This window comes from Hymenobacter terrigena (genome assembly GCF_054776515.1).
This window is the reverse complement of sequence record NZ_BAAHBU010000001.1, coordinates 1,110,251-1,126,579: the sequence shown is the minus strand read 5'-3', so window position 1 is coordinate 1,126,579 and position 16,329 is coordinate 1,110,251. Positions and strand designations below refer to the sequence as shown.

The 16,329-nt window shown below is 65.4% G+C and carries 14 protein-coding genes; 10 read left to right on the top strand and 4 right to left on the bottom strand.

What is annotated here, in order from left to right:
* Nucleotides 1-14: 14 nt before the first annotated feature.
* Nucleotides 15-608 carry a hypothetical protein gene (locus ACYU7Q_RS04525; protein WP_460608242.1) on the bottom strand — a complete coding sequence of 198 codons (594 nt, stop codon included), beginning with the start codon at nucleotides 606-608 and terminating at the stop codon, nucleotides 15-17.
* A 134-nt stretch (nucleotides 609-742) separates the two neighbouring features.
* Between ACYU7Q_RS04525 and ACYU7Q_RS04520 the strand changes: the two genes are divergently transcribed.
* From ACYU7Q_RS04520 to ACYU7Q_RS04505, 4 genes are all read left to right on the top strand, one after another.
* Entirely contained in the window at nucleotides 743-3,505 is a 2,763-nt protein-coding gene (locus ACYU7Q_RS04520) for a hypothetical protein (protein ID WP_460608241.1), read from the top strand.
* Nucleotides 3,506-3,658: 153 nt separating this feature from the next.
* Nucleotides 3,659-4,714, top strand: coding sequence for an AAA family ATPase (locus ACYU7Q_RS04515; RefSeq protein ID WP_460608240.1), 1,056 nt, complete (start codon nucleotides 3,659-3,661; stop codon nucleotides 4,712-4,714).
* A gap of 169 nt (nucleotides 4,715-4,883) precedes the next feature.
* Nucleotides 4,884-5,105, top strand: coding sequence for a hypothetical protein (locus ACYU7Q_RS04510; RefSeq protein ID WP_460608239.1), 222 nt, complete (start codon nucleotides 4,884-4,886; stop codon nucleotides 5,103-5,105).
* A gap of 30 nt (nucleotides 5,106-5,135) precedes the next feature.
* Nucleotides 5,136-5,450 (top strand): hypothetical protein, encoded by a 315-nt coding sequence (locus tag ACYU7Q_RS04505; protein ID WP_460608238.1) that lies wholly within the window; start codon nucleotides 5,136-5,138, stop codon nucleotides 5,448-5,450.
* Nucleotides 5,451-5,675: 225 nt separating this feature from the next.
* Here ACYU7Q_RS04505 and ACYU7Q_RS04500 read toward each other — a convergent pair whose 3' ends face one another.
* Both ACYU7Q_RS04500 and ACYU7Q_RS04495 read right to left on the bottom strand, forming a co-directional pair.
* A complete protein-coding gene (locus ACYU7Q_RS04500) occupies nucleotides 5,676-5,891 on the bottom strand; it encodes a PID-CTERM protein-sorting domain-containing protein (protein ID WP_460608237.1) in 216 nt (71 codons plus the stop codon).
* 64 nt (nucleotides 5,892-5,955) lie between these two features.
* Nucleotides 5,956-8,013, bottom strand: a complete 2,058-nt coding sequence (locus ACYU7Q_RS04495) for a T9SS type A sorting domain-containing protein (RefSeq protein ID WP_460608236.1) — start codon at nucleotides 8,011-8,013, stop codon at nucleotides 5,956-5,958.
* A 404-nt stretch (nucleotides 8,014-8,417) separates the two neighbouring features.
* Between ACYU7Q_RS04495 and ACYU7Q_RS04490 the strand changes: the two genes are divergently transcribed.
* On the top strand, nucleotides 8,418-8,606 hold the full coding sequence (locus ACYU7Q_RS04490; protein ID WP_460608235.1) for a hypothetical protein: 189 nt from the start codon (nucleotides 8,418-8,420) through the stop codon (nucleotides 8,604-8,606).
* A 68-nt stretch (nucleotides 8,607-8,674) separates the two neighbouring features.
* On the opposite strand, the gene corA is transcribed toward ACYU7Q_RS04490, so the two are convergent.
* The gene (corA, locus tag ACYU7Q_RS04485; protein WP_460608234.1) at nucleotides 8,675-9,880 is read right to left on the bottom strand and encodes a magnesium and cobalt transport protein CorA; all 1,206 of its coding nucleotides are present in this window, start codon (nucleotides 9,878-9,880) and stop codon (nucleotides 8,675-8,677) included.
* A gap of 165 nt (nucleotides 9,881-10,045) precedes the next feature.
* Here corA and ACYU7Q_RS04480 point away from each other — a divergent pair, with 165 nt between their 5' ends.
* The 5 genes from ACYU7Q_RS04480 (at nucleotide 10,046) to ACYU7Q_RS04460 (ending at nucleotide 16,255) form a co-directional block, all read left to right on the top strand.
* A complete protein-coding gene (locus ACYU7Q_RS04480) occupies nucleotides 10,046-11,062 on the top strand; it encodes a hypothetical protein (RefSeq protein WP_460608233.1) in 1,017 nt (338 codons plus the stop codon).
* A gap of 25 nt (nucleotides 11,063-11,087) precedes the next feature.
* Entirely contained in the window at nucleotides 11,088-12,356 is a 1,269-nt protein-coding gene (locus tag ACYU7Q_RS04475; RefSeq protein ID WP_460608232.1) for an MATE family efflux transporter, read from the top strand.
* A 32-nt stretch (nucleotides 12,357-12,388) separates the two neighbouring features.
* A complete protein-coding gene (locus tag ACYU7Q_RS04470; RefSeq protein WP_460608231.1) occupies nucleotides 12,389-13,342 on the top strand; it encodes a glycosyltransferase family protein in 954 nt (317 codons plus the stop codon).
* Nucleotides 13,343-13,371: 29 nt separating this feature from the next.
* Entirely contained in the window at nucleotides 13,372-15,117 is a 1,746-nt protein-coding gene (locus ACYU7Q_RS04465; RefSeq protein ID WP_460608230.1) for a hypothetical protein, read from the top strand.
* Between the two features lie 157 nt (nucleotides 15,118-15,274).
* Nucleotides 15,275-16,255, top strand: a complete 981-nt coding sequence (locus tag ACYU7Q_RS04460) for an acyl-ACP desaturase (protein ID WP_460608229.1) — start codon at nucleotides 15,275-15,277, stop codon at nucleotides 16,253-16,255.
* Nucleotides 16,256-16,329: the final 74 nt, after the last annotated feature.

Genomic DNA, 16,329 nt, shown 5'->3' with positions numbered 1-16,329 from the left:
GCGCCGCGAAAAGGTTAATGCGAGCTGAAGTATTTCTTCAAATCCGTCCAGCACAGGCCGGGGGTGGTGCGCTGGTCGCGCCAGGCCACGATGCGCCACTCGTTGTTGCGGCGGCGCAGGAGCAGGCGCATGTTGCCCTGCAATATACCGGCGTGGAAGGCCGTGTCCTGCTGCGTTATTTTGAGCTGGTAGAGGGCCGACACTTCGGCTGAATCCGTGGTGTAGAGCTGGTCGCGCCGGCCGCTCAGGGTGAGGGTGTTGGTGGTGCCGGTGGCGGTGCGGCGGCGCAGGCTGCTGAAGTAGGTGGTTTCTTCGGGCACGCTCCAGTTGGCAAACAGGGCGGGCGAGGAGCCGGCGCTGGTAGGGTCGGGCACGAAGCGGTAGTTGGGGCCGCTGAAGGTGCGCTCGTAGTTGCCCACGTTCACGTTTTGCACGGCGGTGGTGAAGTTGGCCAGCAGAATGTCAATCTGGGTGGGCTGAATCCACTCGCTGGCCGAGGCCGCAGGCTCGGGTTCGCGCAGCTGAAAGCAGGCCGGCAACGCCAGCAGCGCCAGCCCTCCCAGAAACCGGGCGGCTTTGCCTGCGAATGCGGCGGGCCAATTTTTCATGACGAAGCAGGGGAGTGGTAATCAGCAGAAAGATACGCGGCGCGCGGCGTTTCAAAAACCAGCCGCTACCGGGCAGCTTATCCGCTAAGCCGCTTCCCGCCGTACTTTCGTCGCCCGTCATCCGCTTCCCCTGCATGTCCCGAAAGCTTCTGGCGTTATTTACCGCGCTGCTGTTGCTGCTCACGCTGGCCACGTACGTCTACTACCGGCGCACGCTGGCGGCCGTGCCCGTCGACCCCTACGCCCTGGTACCCGACGACGCGGTGCTGGTTCTCAGCACCCACGACCATCCCGCGCTGGTGCGCCACCTGCAGGAAACGGAGCTGTGGGACAACCTCACGGCCGTGCGCTACTTCCAGCAGGCGGCGGGCCACCTGGCCCTGGCCGACAGCCTGGCCGGCGGCAACGCCCGCCGCCGCAACGCTATGCTCAACCTGCTGGGCCGCAAGCTGGTCATCACCTCCGTGCACGTGACTGGGCCGGGCGAGTTCGATGTGCTTTACCAGATTCCGCTGAGCCGCGTGAGCGAATACCGGCAGGTGCGCAGCCTGCTCGAAACCCTGGGCCGCGACGCCCGCTACCGCCTCGCCACCCGCGACTACGAAGGCCAGGAGCTGACGGTGCTCACCGAGCAGCGCACCGAGTTAGGCATCACCGTTTTCAATTACCGTAACCACCTCCTCATCAGCACCAACGCCGGGCTGGTGGAAGCCGCCGTGCGCCGCCTGGCTCACCCCGATGCGCCCACCGTGCTGGCTGGTTTCGGCTCCACCGATTTGCTGAAGCTGCGCGGTGTCGATGGCTCGCTGCTGATTAATTACCGCCGCCTGCCGCAGTTTCTCGACGTGCTGTTTCGGCGCGATGCCCACGGGCAGGTCGACCAGCTCACGGGGCTGGTTTCGCAGGGCTTGCTGGGGGTGAAGCTGGACGGCAGCCGGGTTCAGGTCCAGGGGTTTTCGAACCCCGAAACGGCCCGGGGTACGCTCCAGCAGCGCTTGAGCGGCCAGCCCGCGCAGCCATTGGGCCTCAGTGAGTTGATGAGCACGCGCACGGCCATGCTGCTGCACCTGGCCGCGCAGCCGGCGCGCACCTGGCCCCGGCCCGGTACGCCCCTGGTCGACTCGCTGGGACGCAATGCCGCGCTGGACAGCTTGCGGGCTACGTTTGGGGGCGAAATGGCCATTGGCTACCTGGCGGCGGTGGCGGCGGGCAGCCGCCCGGGGCGGCTGGCGTTTGTGCGCTGCCCGGTGCCGGCGCGTACGGCTCAGTGGCTGGCCCGCTTGCGCCGCATCGAGGGCAACTCGCCAGCCTTCACCAAGGTAGGGCCATACGAAATTCACCCCGTTGGCTTTTCGGAGGCGGCGGTGCTGGGGCCGCTGCTGGCTCCCGCGCGGCCCGGCGTGGTGGAGGTGACGGCCAGCGCGGGCGTGCTGGTAGGCAACTACCTGGTGCTTTCGGATGAGCTGACCCTCAACGGCTACCTCGCCGACGTGGTAGCTGGCCGCACCTGGGCCCAGACCCCGAGCCAGGTTTCCTTCCTCCAGGAAACGCTGCCCCGCGCCCGCCTCAGCATCTTCGTGGACACGCGCAACAGCTGGAACGCCCTGCTGGGTGTGCTCACCGAAGACCGCCGGGCCGGCCTGTTGCGCAACGAGGCGCTGTTCAAGCGCTTCCCGCAGTTCGCTTTCCAACTGGTGCCGCCCGAGAACGAAGCGGCGCCCGATGCCCAATACTACACCCAACTGCTCCTACGCCATCCTGACCTGGGCCCGGCCACGGCGCAGGCCGGCGGCGCGGCAGCCAACGGCCGGGTACTGAATTTTAAGCATCAATTGGTGGGAATGCCCACGGTTCTGCCCGCGCTGGGTACCCGCATTCCGGCCGTGGTGGTGCAGGATTCGGCCCAGACGCTGCATTTCGTGAGTGCCGATAACACGGTGCTGTGGTCCGATACATTGGCCGGGCCGGCCGTGGGCCAGATGCTGCTGCCCAGCGGCGGCGGGGTGCCGGGCGGCCTGCTGCTGGGGGCCGGCCACCGCCTGCACCTGCTGGCCAACGACGGCAGCGCCGTGCTGCCGTTCCCCCTCAACCTGCCCGATACCGTGCGCGTGGCCGCGCTGCTGGCCACCCCCGCCGGCCCCGATGCGCCGGCCCGCCTGCTGGCCCGCACCGCCGGCAACGACCTGATTCTCCTCGATGCCAAAGGTCACCTGTTCCCGGGCTGGCAGCCCAAGCGCCTCGATTTTCCGCTGGCCGGCGAGCCCGCGCTGCTTAGCGTGAGCGGGCGCGACGTGGTGGTGGCCCCGCTCCAGAACGGCTACGTGTACGCCTTCGACGGCCAGGGCAACCTGTTCCCCGGCTTCCCGCTGAGCCTGGGGGCACGGCTGGCCGGCAACCTGCTGGTACAGCCCGGCAGCACCCTGGGCCGTACCCACCTCATGGCCGTAAACCAGCACGGCGAGCTGCTGACCTTCACGCTGAGCGGCGACATCCTGACGCGCCGCCGGGTGGCTACCTGGAGCCGCACCGCCCGCTTTCATCTGGTGCCGGATGCGCGGGGCCGCAGCTTCGTCATCACCAGGGAAGATGGGAATCAGCTCGATGTGTACCTGCCCACGCAGGCGGCCCCGCTGCTCACCCAGCGCTTCGTGACCTCGGGCGAGAAGCCGGTGCAGCTATTCGATTTCGGCAATGGCCGGCGCATTGTGGGCATCACGGAGCCCGGCCCGGGGCAGGTATCGCTCTACAACAGCAAGGGTAAGCTGCTGGGCGATGCGCCGCTGCCCAGCACCGGCACCGGCGTGGGCCTGAGCTACGATGCCACAACGGATGCTTACCAATTGGTGCGAATAGTGGGCCGCGAGCTGCGCCGCACGGAGCTGAAGCTAACGCAGTAGGGGCGGGTTGGTGGGTTAATTATATGAACGTCATGCCGAGCGCAGCGAAGCATCTTTACCGCAGTAGTAATTAATTGCGTTGCGCGGTAAAGATGCTTCGCTGCGCTCGGCATGACGACCTTTTTAACTCCAACATCCCAGGATTCTCAACCCATGCCCCCACCACTCCATACCGGCCTCGTGGTCGGCAAGTTCTGGCCGCCGCACCGGGGCCATCAGCTCCTACTCGAAACGGCTGCCAAGCAGGTTACGGAACTGCTGGTGCTGGTGTACGCTAATCCGGATTCGGAAACCATGCCCGCGCCCGTGCGCGCCCAGTGGCTACGCGAGCTATACCGGGGCGATAATATGACCGACGGGCTGCGCATCGGCAGCACGCCGCTACGCATCTTCGCCCTCACGGCAGAGGCCGACGGCATTCCGCCCGATGCCGACGACGACTACACGCAGCGGGAATTCGTGCGCCAGTGGCTGGCCCGGCAGGGGCTGCAGGTCGATGTAGTATTCAGCAGCGAGGACTACGGGCCGGGCTTCGCCAAGCACTTGGGCGTGGAGCATGTGAGTGTAGATGCCGCCCGGGCGCAGGTGCCCGTATCGGGTACGCTGGTACGCAATAATCCAGCAGTTTATGCCCGCTTCCTGCATCCGCTGGTGGCGGCACAGCTGGGTGTGATGCCGCCGGCCGAGGTGCCGCGCGTGGTGTTTCTGGGAGCCGAGAGCAGCGGCAAATCGACCTTGTGTGCGGCGCTGGCCGAGGCCTGCGGCACGGTGTGGGTGCCCGAATACGGCCGCACCCTGCACGAGCAGAAAAACGGCAACCTCGACTACGAAGACCTGCTCTACATTGCCCGCCGCCACGTTGAGCTGGAGGACGAAGCTGCCGTCCAGGCCCGCGGCGTGCTGTTTTGCGATACTAATGCGGCCACCACGGCGCTGTATTCCTACTACTATTTCCACCGCTGCGACCCGGCCCTGCAGGCCCTGGCAGCGGTGTGCGGGCAGCGCTACGCCCACACCTTCGTGTGCGCGCCCACCGTGCCCTTCGAGCAGGACGGCTGGCGTGGCCCCGAAGCGTTGCGCAGCTTCCAGCACGGCATGATACTGATGCAACTGGACTACTTCAACATCCCCTACACATTGGTGGAGGGTACGGTGGAAGAGCGGGTGGCGCAGGTGCGAAGTGTGATAGGGGCAGGGCTTACTCGGTAGGGCCACCGCGCCGGTTGAATGTCGCTAATGGTGCGGGAGTTGCGAACTCCATTTCGCATTACCGAGCACGATTTTCCAATCGTTTGTGGTATCGGAATATTGCGTTACCTTGCCCACGGTCCGACTTGACGGCCGGGCGATTATCTACCCTAACCCCCATTTCAAGAAAATGGCAAACGTCAAAAATAACATTGTAACCGAGGGGCTGAGCGGCATGCTCGGCGGCCAGCTCGTATTCCGGCAGACCAGCCGGGGCACGGTGGTGAGCGTGGCCCCGCAGGCGCCCACCGGGCCACCTACGGCCGCCCAAACAGCCCAGCGCACGCGGTTCCAGCAGGCGGTTATCTACGCCAAGGGCCAGAGCCAGGACCCGGCCGTGCAGGCCGAGTAGGCCGACGAGGCCAGGGCGCAGGACATCAGCGTGTATAACGTGCTGCTGCGCGACTTCATGCAGGCCCCCAGCATCGGCGAGGTGGACCTGAGCCAGTATACGGGCAAGGTGGGCGACCTCATTGCCATCACCGCCACCGACGACCACGCGGTGCAGAGCGTGCACGTCAAGATTGAAAACAGCGACGGCAGCCTGGTGGAAGAAGGCGACGCCCAGCAGCAGGCCGACCCCAACCAGTGGCTGTACACGGCCACGGCCCGCAACGCCTCGCTGGCCGGCGACAAAATCACCGTCTCGGCCACCGACAACCCCGGCCACAGTATGAGCAAAACCCGCACCCTGTAAATAGTGCAACTTCGGTTCTGGCTGGCGCTGATGCGGTCCGAACGAAGGATGAACGAAGGCAGAACGAACAAAGAGCCTGCTCACGCCCTGGCTTCGGCGAGGGCAGGAGCTCGGAAAAGCCCTATTTCGGGCTGAATGCAAACGCCCCCGTGCCAGACCGGCACGGGGGCGTTTGCCTTAAATGGCAGCGGAGCGCCTGGGGGCGGGCACTGCGCGTGGCAAGGGCTACGCCTTGCGCCGACGAAGCCGCTTGAGGGCATAGGCAACGCCGCCCGCCAGTAGCAGCGATGCGCCGCCATCGAGGGGAGTATTTATAGGAGCGGGCGGGTCTTCCGGAGTGGGGCCGCCCGTAGCAGGCGTTTGGGCCAGGGCGGCGGTGGCGGGCAGCAGCAGGACGAAGCCGGCGGCCAGCAGAAATTTCGAGGAGAAAAAGCGGGACATAGGGAAGGGTTTTGAGAGGGAAGGGGCATGCCGCCGGGCGGGGCCGGCGGCATGCCAGGGTTGGTTACTCAATGATGAGGCGCTTGCTGACCACAACCGCGCCGGCCTGCACGCGCACGGTGTAGATGCCGGGGGCCAGGCCGGTCAGGGGCAGCTCCACGGCTTCGGGGGTGCCGAGGGCCGCGGCGAGGTGCCGCACCACCTGGCCCAGGGCGTTGAGCACTGCGACCTGACTTGCGGCCGCGCCGCGCAGGCCCTGGGGCAGCAGCAGCGTGGTGCGGCCGGGGGCCGGGTTGGGGTAGAGGGCCACCAGGGCAGCCTGGGCGGCGGGGGCGGCGGCCAGCACGGCGCTGGTGCCGAACACCACGGCGAAGCGGCCGGTGGCGGCATCGGCCGGGGCCAGGGTGAGGCTGAAGGTGGGGGTGGTGGCTAGGTCGGTGTAGGTACTGGTGCGGCCGTCGCGCAGGTAGGCGTGGTAGCCGGCGGGCAGGTTGGCCAGCTCATCCACGGTGAGGGTGTAGGTGCCGGTGGTGGCAGCGTGCAGGCGCAGGGGCACGGTGGTGGTGCCGGTGGGCAAGGGCAGGCCGTTGATGGCGAAGGGCTCGGGGGCGAGGTCGCTGGCCAGGTCGAGGCCGTGGGTAGGAGCCAGGTAGGCGGCGTCGAGGCCGTTGTCGAAGCCGGCCGTGGCGTTGGCGTCGAAGTAGATGCGGGTCTGATTGGCCACGCCGGGGCCGCTCAGCGTGAGGGCCAGCGCGGGGGCGGTGCCGGCGGGGCGCTGGAACGGGGCCGTTTCGGGTGCGTTGGTGCGGGCCGCGTTGGTGAAGCTGACCTGGCCGCCGCCAACCTGCGCCCGCACGAAGAAGCCCTGGGCCAGCGGGATGTTGTCGGTGCCGCCGTTCACGCTTTGGCCGTTGGAGAGGTAGGTAGAGTAGCTGCCCGTGTAGGGGCCGTTGCTGCGGTACACGTACAGCCCGTCCTGAATGCCGAACGAAGCCCCGTACACGGTGGTGTAGCTGATGGCCCCGGGGTAGGGGTTGCCCAGCAGGTGGTAGCCGGCGGTGGTTTGCGCGCCCCGCTGCAGAAACCCGCTGGAGTAATTGCCGCTGCGGGGCTTGCCCCGAAATTCGACCAGTTCCGTGCCCGGCAGGTTCACCACGTAGCCACGGCCGGGCGAGAGGGTATCGGTAAGGGCGGCGGGCGAGAGAAAGCCGTTGTCGAAATCGCCCACGGCGTAGGAGGCGTTGGTGGTGGCCAGGCGCTGCTGGTTGTAGAAGAAAACCGTGGGATAGGGCCGCACTTGGCGCGGGAGGGAGGCCGAATTGTAGGCCGCATTCACCACCGGCGTGTAGGTGGCCGTGCCCAAATCCGCCACCGTGTTGCTGGTGGGGTCGAAGCTGGCCTTCGAGACCGGCGAGCTGTAGTGGCGGTAGCCCGCGCCCGGGTTGCTGGGCGTGATGTAGCGCTGCACCGTGACAATGCCTTTGACGTCGCCCCCGGCATTGTTGACGATGTAGGCCGTGCCCGCGGGGGTCGAGAGCAGCGTGACGGGCACGTTCGCCGCGAAGGACAGCACCCCGCTCACCGTCAGGCTGCGCTGGATGTTGAGGGCCGCGAAAGCCCGGGCACCGGCCGCGCCGACGCGCAGGTTGGGGAAGGTGGTGGCCACGGTGCCGTTGAGCTGCTGTTCGGCGGCACCAGCCAGCACCAGGACGCCGGTGCCGCCGGTGGTGGCCATCGCACCGCCGTTGTTGGTGAAGTTGCCGTAGTCGTTGAGCGTACTGCCATTGGCCAGCGTGAGCACGGCGTTATTGCCCAGCGTGAGGGAGGCCGCACTCTGCGCCCCGCTGGCGGCCGTGACGGTGGGCTGCTGCGCCACCGTGGCGTTGGCGGCAGCCACGAAGGTGCCGTTGCCGGGAATGGTTACGTCGTCGGTGGGGGTGGGCGTGCCGGCGGGCGACCAGTTGCCGGCCGTGCTGTAATCGGTGCTCACCTGGCCGGTCCAGGTTTTGGGCACGGCATAGGCCGCGAAGGCCGGGGCCAGGGCCAGCAACAGGCCGGCGGCGGCGCTGCGGCCGGCCCGGTGCCACGGTGTGCGGCAAGAAATAGATAAACGGTGTTTCATGGAAAGCAATTGATTAATGAAGGGATGATAAACAAGGGAAAGCTGGCCGGTCGCTGGCTGGTCGCGCCCGGCTTACGGCAGTCCGCGCCGGGATGTTGGAAACCTATTCAGTATATGGTATGCTCAATGCCTTATAAAATATTGCTTTTTCTTGAAGGTTGGGTGGTCGCCGGTGCCTGGCACCGGGGGGCGTAGCGCATCGCTAGGCCTACCGGCAGGTGGCCGGGGTGTACCAGTGCCTTGCGCACAAGGCGTTGAGTGGCGAGGCCACTAAGGGTAGAGTTCCGGTGTTCTCATTACCTTACGGCATCGAAAAGGCGGCGCGGCACCGGCTTAGGCTAGCCACCGGCAATACCAATACCCTTTCGCCAGGCTACTTCTAGCCGACTCTAACCAACCATCTTATGTCAGAAACACCCGAAAAAGACGCCGAGCAAACCTCGCCGCCCGCACCAAAGCCGTTGCTAACCGACCCACCCTATGCCGGCGGAAGCGATATTCACATCGGAGAAGGTCAGGAGCAGCATTTGCCGCACGAAGGCACGCATCAGGTCCCCAAAACCAACAAGCCCGGAAACCCGGTGCAGGAATAGAAAAGCATGGTGATAAACAAGCCGAATCGGGCTGTTGGCTGAAAACCCGGCAGCCCGATTCCTGCTTGCTACCGATTGGAGAGCCAGCCCTTGCGGTAAAAGTAAAAGAGCTGCGTGACCACCACCAGGCACATCACAATGAGCACCACGGGGTAGCCGTAGGGGCTGTAGAGTTCAGGCATGTTGTGGGCCAGGAAATGGCCCTGGTCGTCGTGGCGCTGAAAGTTCATGCCATAAAGTCCCACCACGAAGCTGAGGGGGATGAAGATGGTGCTGATGATGGTGAGCACCTTCATCACCTCGTTCATGCGGTTGCCCTGGTCGGAAAGGTAGAGGTCGGTGAGGGAGGAGATGTTGTCGCGGTAGCTCTCGGCCAGGTCCAGGGCCTGAATGGCGTGGTCGTAGGCATCACGGTAGAAGATTTTGAGGGTTTCGGGCATGATTTCCTCGGGCAGGCGCAGAATTTCCGCGATTTTATCGCGCTCCGGGTACACCAGCCGACGAAAGCGCACCACGTCCTTCTTGATGCGCAGGATGCGATTGAGCAGGCGGCGCGGGCGCTTATCGGCAAAAATGGCCTCTTCCAAATCCTCAATGTAGTCGCCGATGGCGGCCATGGTGGGGTAATAGTGGTCGAGCACCACGTCGGTGAGGGCGTAGGCCAGGTAGAGCACCGGGTGGCGGCGCAGGGTGCTGAAATTGGCCCGGATGCGGGTGCGCAGCGAATCAAGGCAGTCGTCGTAGTCGTCCTGAAACGTCAGCACGTAGTTCGGGCCGGTGAAGATGGAGAGCTGGTCGTCGTCGATTTCCAGGTCGCGGGTAAAGTCCGTCATGCGCGACACCATGAAGAGGCGGTTCTCATCGAAAACGTCGATTTTGGCCCGCTGGTAGTCGTTGAGCACGTCTTCCATTTGCAGCGGGTGCAGGCCGAACTCCTGCATCATGCGCTCAATCAGGGGCAGGTCGCCGTAGCCACGCACGTCAATCCAGTGCTTGAGCTCGGGGTGCTGGCGCAGTGCTTCAATCAGGTCGTCGTAGCGGTCGGTGTATTCCTCTTCGGTAAAGACGTCGTCGTCGTACGACATAAGAAACAGGCGCGGCTTGAGGGCACCGGGGCGGATGTTGAGCGTGCCGGGCCGCTGGCCCACCTGCTGCTCACGGGCCAAGCGCGTGGCCTCCCGGTCGGTGATGGTGTAGGGGGCCGCTCCGGCGGGCTCGGTGAGCGCCGGCGAGCGGTTGGGCGCGGCCTGGGGGGAAGTGCTGAGGGGATTCATGCAGCGGGGAAGTGGCGAAAGCAAGGCGCAATCTTGGCCCTTACGGGTGGCGATGAGATGAAGATGCCTTCATCGGGCCGCTTGGGCGGGCCACGCCGCCGCCGGCCCTAGCGGCGGGCACTCAATCTGTGCCGTACTTTGCCGGGAAAGCCACACCATTAAGCGTTGAAAAGTACGGATTCTCTGGTTGCAAAAACGGCGGGCGCATGGAGCCACGCGGCGGCGCTGGCGCTGGCCGTGGCCGAAAGCGGCTCCCTCGGCCCGGCCGAACCGCACCTGCCGCTGGCCTTCGAATCGTTCCTGTACCTGCGGCCTGCGCACCAGGCTTTGCAGGAAGCCGCCGGCCCGGTGCTCAGCTTTTACCTCGAAGACCCCGCTGCCGGCTGCACCGTGGCGCAGCTGCACGTAGCCCTGGGGGCAGCGGCCGACGAGGCGCGCAGCCCCGCCCAGGCCCCTTTTGGCGGGGTGCAGCTGGCCCCGGGCTTGCCACTGTCCGCCATACATTATTTCCTTGACGCCGCCGAAGCCGAGCTGCGCCAGCGCGGTGTGCGCCGGCTGGCCCTGCGCGGTTACCCCTTCGCCTACAACCCAAGCGGGGCCGCGCTGCTGGCCGAAGCCCTGCGCCAACGCCACTACCGCGTGGCCCTGGCCGAGCAGAACTACCACCTCGACCCCGCCCGCGACTACGAAACCCACCTGCACCCCTCGGAGCGCCGCCGGCTGCACAAGTGCCGGCGCGCCGGACTGCACTTCGAGCAGGAGCCGCCGTTTCTGCTGCCGGCAGCCTACGAGTTTATTCAGGCCTGCCGGCAGGAGCGGGGGCAGGCGCTGTCGCTGCCGTTGGCGCGGGTGCAGGAATTGTTCCGGCGTTTCCCAAGGGAGCATTTCCTGTTCTCGGTGCGCCAGGCCGATGGCGAATGGGCGGCCCTCACGGTGGCCATTCAGGTTGATAATCAGGTGCTGTATAATTTCTATCCGGCCAGCCCGCTGCGCTGCAATTCGTTTAGCCCGGTGGTAATGCTAAACGAGGGCCTGCACGCTTTCGCCCAAGCCAGCAATATGGCCGTGCTCGACCTCGGTACTTCTACGCTTGACAGTGGGCCGAATGCCTCGCTGCTGCGCTTTAAGCGGCATCTGGGCGGCGTGGCGGGCCTGCGGCTGAGCTGGGAGCGGGAGCTGTAGGGGAGTTTCCGTTCTTTGCGCTTCTATGCCCACCACTGTTTCCCCTGCCAAATCTCCCATCCGGCACTTTGTGCGGGGCTCGTTGGGCACGGGCGTGGCGGTAGTGGCGCGGGCGGCGGGCTCGCTCATCGTCAATAAGCTGTTTGCCACGTATGCGCCGGCCGGCGGCCTTACCCTGCTGGCCCAGTTCCAGAACTTGATGGCCATGCTCACCACCCTGCCCTACGATGGCGTGCAGGTGGGCCTGGTGAAGTACCTCGCGCCGTTGCGGCCGGGCAGCCCGCGCTACCGCGCCTGGCTGGGCGCGGCCATAGTACTCAACGCGGCGGCGCTGCTGGCCGCGGCCGGGGGGCTGGCTGCGCGCGGCCTGCTGGGCTGGGGGTGGGGCAGTCTGGTAATGTTCATGCTGGGCATCGGGCTGATTACCGGGCAGGCCATGCTGGGCAGCGCGTTGCTGGCGGCCGGCCGGCTGCGGGCATACCTTGGGCTCACGGTGACTTTGGCGCTGTTGGGCACTGCGGCTACGGCAGCCACGCTGCTGGGCGGCTGGCCGCTGCGGGTGGTGCTGTTGGCGTACCTGATGGCCCAGGGGCTTACGCTGTTGCCGGCGCTGGCACTGGCAGCCGGGGCCGGGTTGCTGAAGGGCTTGCGGCCGGCTGCGCCCATCAGCCGGCTGGCGCTGCGGCGGCTCAGCCAGTTTTTGCTGATGGCGGTGAGCACGCTGCTTTTTGGCAAGGCCGTGGATTATGTGCTACGCGACTACTTACTAGCCAGCTTCGGCCCGGCCCGCACCGATTTGTGGCAGGCCGTGGCCAAGCTCTCGGATAACTACACCATGGTATTTGGGGCGGTGATGAGCAGCGTGTTTTACCCGCGGCTGGCGGCGCTGGCGGGCCAGCCGCTGGCCGCGCGGCGCTACCTGCGCGGCGTGCTGGCGCTGCTGGCCCCGGTGCTGGCCGTGGGCCTGGGCTTGATTTTCGTGTGCCGCGACTGGCTGCTGCCGCTGCTGTTTGCGCCCCGGCTGCTGGGGGCGCGGGAGTTTCTGGCCCCGCAGCTGCTGGGAGATTGGGCCAAGCTGCTGAGCTGGCTGTTTATCTTCCAACTCACGGCCCGGGCGCGCACGGGGCCGTACGTGGCGGTGCAGGCAGGCTCGGCGGCGGTGTTTGCGGCGCTGCTCACGGTGCTACTGCCGCGCCTGGGCCTGGCCGGCGCAGTGTGGGCGCACGCGGTGCGGTATGGGCTGTTACTGATAGTATGCTGGGGTTGGCACGTGAAATCGAGTAAGGAGGGATAAAGAATTAATCTTGTTATTCCGTTTGCCAGCCCATGCCTGATTCATCGTTGCCCATTTTCTATTTTTCACCAAGCGAAGCGCCAATTGTCACCATCGTGGCGCTGTGCCACAACCACGCGCCATTCCTGCGCGAAGCGTTGGATTCCATTGTGGCCCAAACCTACCCGCACCTGGAAGTATGGCTGGTGGACGATGCCAGCACCGACAACAGCCCGGACATTCTGCGCGAATACGCCGCCCAAAACCCCACCTGGCACCTGCTGCTGCTGCCCGAAAACGTGGGCAACTGTCGCGCCTTCAATACCGCTTTCTTTCAAAGCAAAGGCGAATTTGTGATTGATTTCGCCACCGATGACGTGCTGCTGCCGGCGCGGGTGGCGCAGCAGGTAGCCCAGTTCCAGGCCGCCGCGCCGGAGGTGGGCGTGGTGTACTCCAACTGCGAATTGATTGACGAAGCCGGCCATTCGCTGGGCCTGCACCACCGGCCCGACGGACCCGGCCAGTTGAAACCCGCGCCCGCCAATGGCTGGGTATTTGCCGACGTGCTGCGACGCTACTTCATCAGCACACCCACCATGATGATGCGCCGCGCCTGCCTGGAAAGCCTGGGCGGCTACGACGAAACCCTGGCCTACGAGGACTTCGATTTCTGGGTGCGGGCCAGCCGCGACTGGCAGTTTCTCTACCTCGACGAAGTGACGACCCGCAAGCGCAAGCACCCGCGTAGCATGAGCGCCAAAGCCTACCAGCGCCACGACCCTTACCTGGCTTCCACCATCCGCGTCTGCGACAAGGCCCTCGACCTGGCCAGCACTTATGCCGAGCGTGCCGCCCTGGCCACGCGCCTGCGTTGGGAGCTGCGCCAGGCTCTGCGCCACCGCCACGCCACCCAGGGCCGCGCCCTCTACGCGCTGATACGTCAGACCGGCCACGCTACCACCCTCGACCACCTGCTGGGCCAGCTGGCCCGTCTGCCGCTGGGCTAAAAGCCGCCCGCAGTCCCGTTCTTGCGCCCATGAACTGGTTTTCGGCTTCCCGTGTGCGTACCGTGCTGCTGCCCCTGGCCTTGAGCGCGGCCACGGTGCTCGGCCTCGGCAGCTACTACGAAACCAACGACGATGCCACGCTGGCCTGGCTTTTCGGCGGTATTCTGGCGCTGAAACCGGTGGTTTCGGTGCCACTGTTTTTGCACGGCTACGGGCACCTGCTGGCCGCCGCCTACACCGCCGCGCCCGGCGTGCCGTGGCTGGGACTGCTGCTGGGCGCACTGCTAGCGGCATCCACGTTGCTCACCTTCGCGGTGCTGGATAAGATGATGCGGCCACACCTGCGGCCGGGGCCGCGGGCGTTGGTGCTGACTTTGTTTTTCGGGCTGGCGTGGCTTGAGCACTGGCTGTGGTTCAGCCACGGGCGGGTGGCACTGCTGCTGGCGGGCGCGGGCGTGCTGTTTGCGGCCCAGCGGCCCGGCCGGCGCGGGGCGCTGTTGCTGGGATTGATGGCGTTGGGCGCGGCGTGGCTGATTCGCCCTAGTTTGGCCGTGCTAGGAGCTGCTGCCGTGATGCCGGCGGCCGTTTGGCTGGCGGGGAGCTGGCGGCGAGCGGCTCCTGTTCTGGGCAGCGCCGGGCTGGGCCTGCTATTGGCCACCAGCGCACTTCTCTGGCTCCAAACCCCGGCCGAAACCCGTGCCCAACGCCGCGACGCCGCATTCAGCCGCATTCTGGATTTCGACCAGCTTCAGCCTCAGCCGCGCACCCCGGCCGATAGCCTCGGTACCGCCGCCATCGGCCTGTGGTTGCTGGGCGACTCCACGGTGGTAAACGAAGCCCTGACCCAGCGCGCCTACCGCTTCGATGCGGAAGCTTTTTTGACCCATGAGGTGCCCGCCAAGCTGCGCCAACGATTCATTCTGCTGGTGCACGACTACTTCCCGCTGCTGCTGGCGCTGGCAGCCACGGCCGTGGCCGTAGCCCGCCGCCGGGGCCGCCACGGTTGGTTCTGGCTGGTACAGCTCGGGTTTGTTGGCGCACTGAGTGTGCTGGCCGGCTTATTCAAGCTGCCTCCCCGGCTGGCGCTGCCGCTGCTAGATTTCTGGCTGCTAACCAGCCTGATATTCTGGCTGAAAGCTGTTGGGCAAGCGAGACTCGATGAATCTATTGAAGCAGCTAATGAAGCTCATGCATCTATCGCGACATCAGTAACAGCTGGCTATAACCGTCAGGCTTCCCTCTCTTTTGGCGAGGGGCCGGTAGGGGTGAGGTCCCGCCGCCTGGCCACGGTTGTCATGCTGCTAATTATTATCCTGTATGCTGCCAAAACCTGGCACCGCCACCAAGTGCTGAGCCAGGAGCAGCGCCGGAATGAAAATGCCCTGCGCTACATTCAGAACCAGTCGGCCGGTCGCGTCCGCATCCTGGCCGGCACCAACGACTTCCTGAAAAGCCTCTCGCCCTTCCGCACCTATTCCCTCGGCCCCGGCCCGGTGCTGATGCTCAGCGGCTGGCCCTCGCACGATGCCTCACAGGCCCGCCTGCGTTACGCCCTCGCCGGCACCACCGACCAAACCGAATGCCTCCGCCGCCTGGCCCAGCCGCTGGCCGCCGGCCAGCCGCCCCAGGCCCTGTGGGTGCTCACGCCCGAAACGGCGGACTGGCTCAACCGCCGCTTTCGCTTTGATGGGCCGCGCCTGTTGCTCTCGCTCGAAAAGGTGACGCCAGCTGATGGCTCCGTTTCGACGGTATGGCTGTACCACGTTCAACCCTAGCCGGAATGCTGATTTTGTGACCCTCGGGGCTTATTTCTGCCCCGTCGGCCCGCCTAATGCCATAATCTTATACCCGAGCCCCTACGGTTGGGGCAGACCTTTGTTGCGCGAAAAGCGTTTCTTCATTAACCCCTCACGCTTTTTTCGCCTTATTTCTATGCAAACCTCCATATCGATAACCCGCGGCGAAGTTCTGCAGCAGATGGAAAGCTTCGTGAAGTCGAACATGAACACCTTCCTCAAAAGCGTGGAAGACAGCTGGCAACCCGCCGACTTCCTGCCCGATTCGCGCCGCGACACGTTTTTTGACGAAGTAAAAGAGCTGCGCGAAAAAGCCGGCAGCCTGAGCTACGACCTGCTGGCCGTGCTCATCGGCGACACCATCACCGAGGAAGCCCTGCCCAACTACGAAGCTTGGTTCCACGAGCTCGACAACATCAACCGCGACCGCAACAACGGCTGGGCCGAGTGGATTCGGGGCTGGACGGCCGAAGAAAACCGCCACGGCGACCTGCTCAACCGCTACCTCTACCTCTCGGGCCGCGTGAACATGCGCGAGTTTGAAGTTTCGACGCAATACCTCATCAACGACGCCTTCGACCTCGGCACGGCCAACGACCCGTACCGCGCCTTCGTCTACACCAGCTACCAGGAGCAGGCCACCAACATTTCGCACCGCCGCGTGGGCCAGCTGGCTCGCACCGCCGGCGACGACCAGCTTTCCAAAATCTGCGGCATGATTGCGGGCGATGAAAACCGCCACGCCCGCGTGTACAAGGCCTTCGTGACCGAGATTTTCAAGTACGACCCATCGGAAATGATGCTGGCCTTTGCCGACATGATGCGCAAGAAGATTGTGATGCCGGCTCACTATATGCGCGAAATGGGCGTGGAAATGGGCAAAACCTTCGGCCACTTCACCGATGCCGCCCAGCGCCTGGGCGTGTACACGAGCAACGACTACACCGACATCCTGGACTCGCTCATCGCCGATTGGGACATCGAGCACCTCAAGGACCTGACCGGCGAAGCCGAGAAGGCCCGCGACTACGTGATGGCCCTGCCCAACCGCCTGCGCCGCGTGGCCGACCGCATGCCCGTGCCCAAGCTGGAATACAAGTTCAAGTGGATTTCGTAGCGTAGCAGTCACCGCCTTTCCTCGGGAAGCACCCCTGCCGGCCACGTGGCCGGCAGGGATGCTTTTTTTGTGGT

Bases quoted from the DNA above. Each gene is read 5' to 3' on its own strand.
- ACYU7Q_RS04525 (WP_460608242.1), bottom strand. From the start codon at position 608: ATGAAAAATTGGCCCGCCGCATTCGCAGGCAAAGCCGCCCGGTTTCTG.
- ACYU7Q_RS04520 (WP_460608241.1), top strand. From the start codon at position 743: ATGTCCCGAAAGCTTCTGGCGTTATTTACCGCGCTGCTGTTGCTGCTC.
- ACYU7Q_RS04515 (WP_460608240.1), top strand. From the start codon at position 3,659: ATGCCCCCACCACTCCATACCGGCCTCGTGGTCGGCAAGTTCTGGCCG.
- ACYU7Q_RS04510 (WP_460608239.1), top strand. From the start codon at position 4,884: ATGGCAAACGTCAAAAATAACATTGTAACCGAGGGGCTGAGCGGCATG.
- ACYU7Q_RS04500 (WP_460608237.1), bottom strand. From the start codon at position 5,891: ATGTCCCGCTTTTTCTCCTCGAAATTTCTGCTGGCCGCCGGCTTCGTC.
- ACYU7Q_RS04495 (WP_460608236.1), bottom strand. From the start codon at position 8,013: ATGAAACACCGTTTATCTATTTCTTGCCGCACACCGTGGCACCGGGCC.
- ACYU7Q_RS04490 (WP_460608235.1), top strand. From the start codon at position 8,418: ATGTCAGAAACACCCGAAAAAGACGCCGAGCAAACCTCGCCGCCCGCA.
- corA (WP_460608234.1), bottom strand. From the start codon at position 9,880: ATGAATCCCCTCAGCACTTCCCCCCAGGCCGCGCCCAACCGCTCGCCG.
- ACYU7Q_RS04475 (WP_460608232.1), top strand. From the start codon at position 11,088: ATGCCCACCACTGTTTCCCCTGCCAAATCTCCCATCCGGCACTTTGTG.
- ACYU7Q_RS04470 (WP_460608231.1), top strand. From the start codon at position 12,389: ATGCCTGATTCATCGTTGCCCATTTTCTATTTTTCACCAAGCGAAGCG.
- ACYU7Q_RS04465 (WP_460608230.1), top strand. From the start codon at position 13,372: ATGAACTGGTTTTCGGCTTCCCGTGTGCGTACCGTGCTGCTGCCCCTG.
- ACYU7Q_RS04460 (WP_460608229.1), top strand. From the start codon at position 15,275: ATGCAAACCTCCATATCGATAACCCGCGGCGAAGTTCTGCAGCAGATG.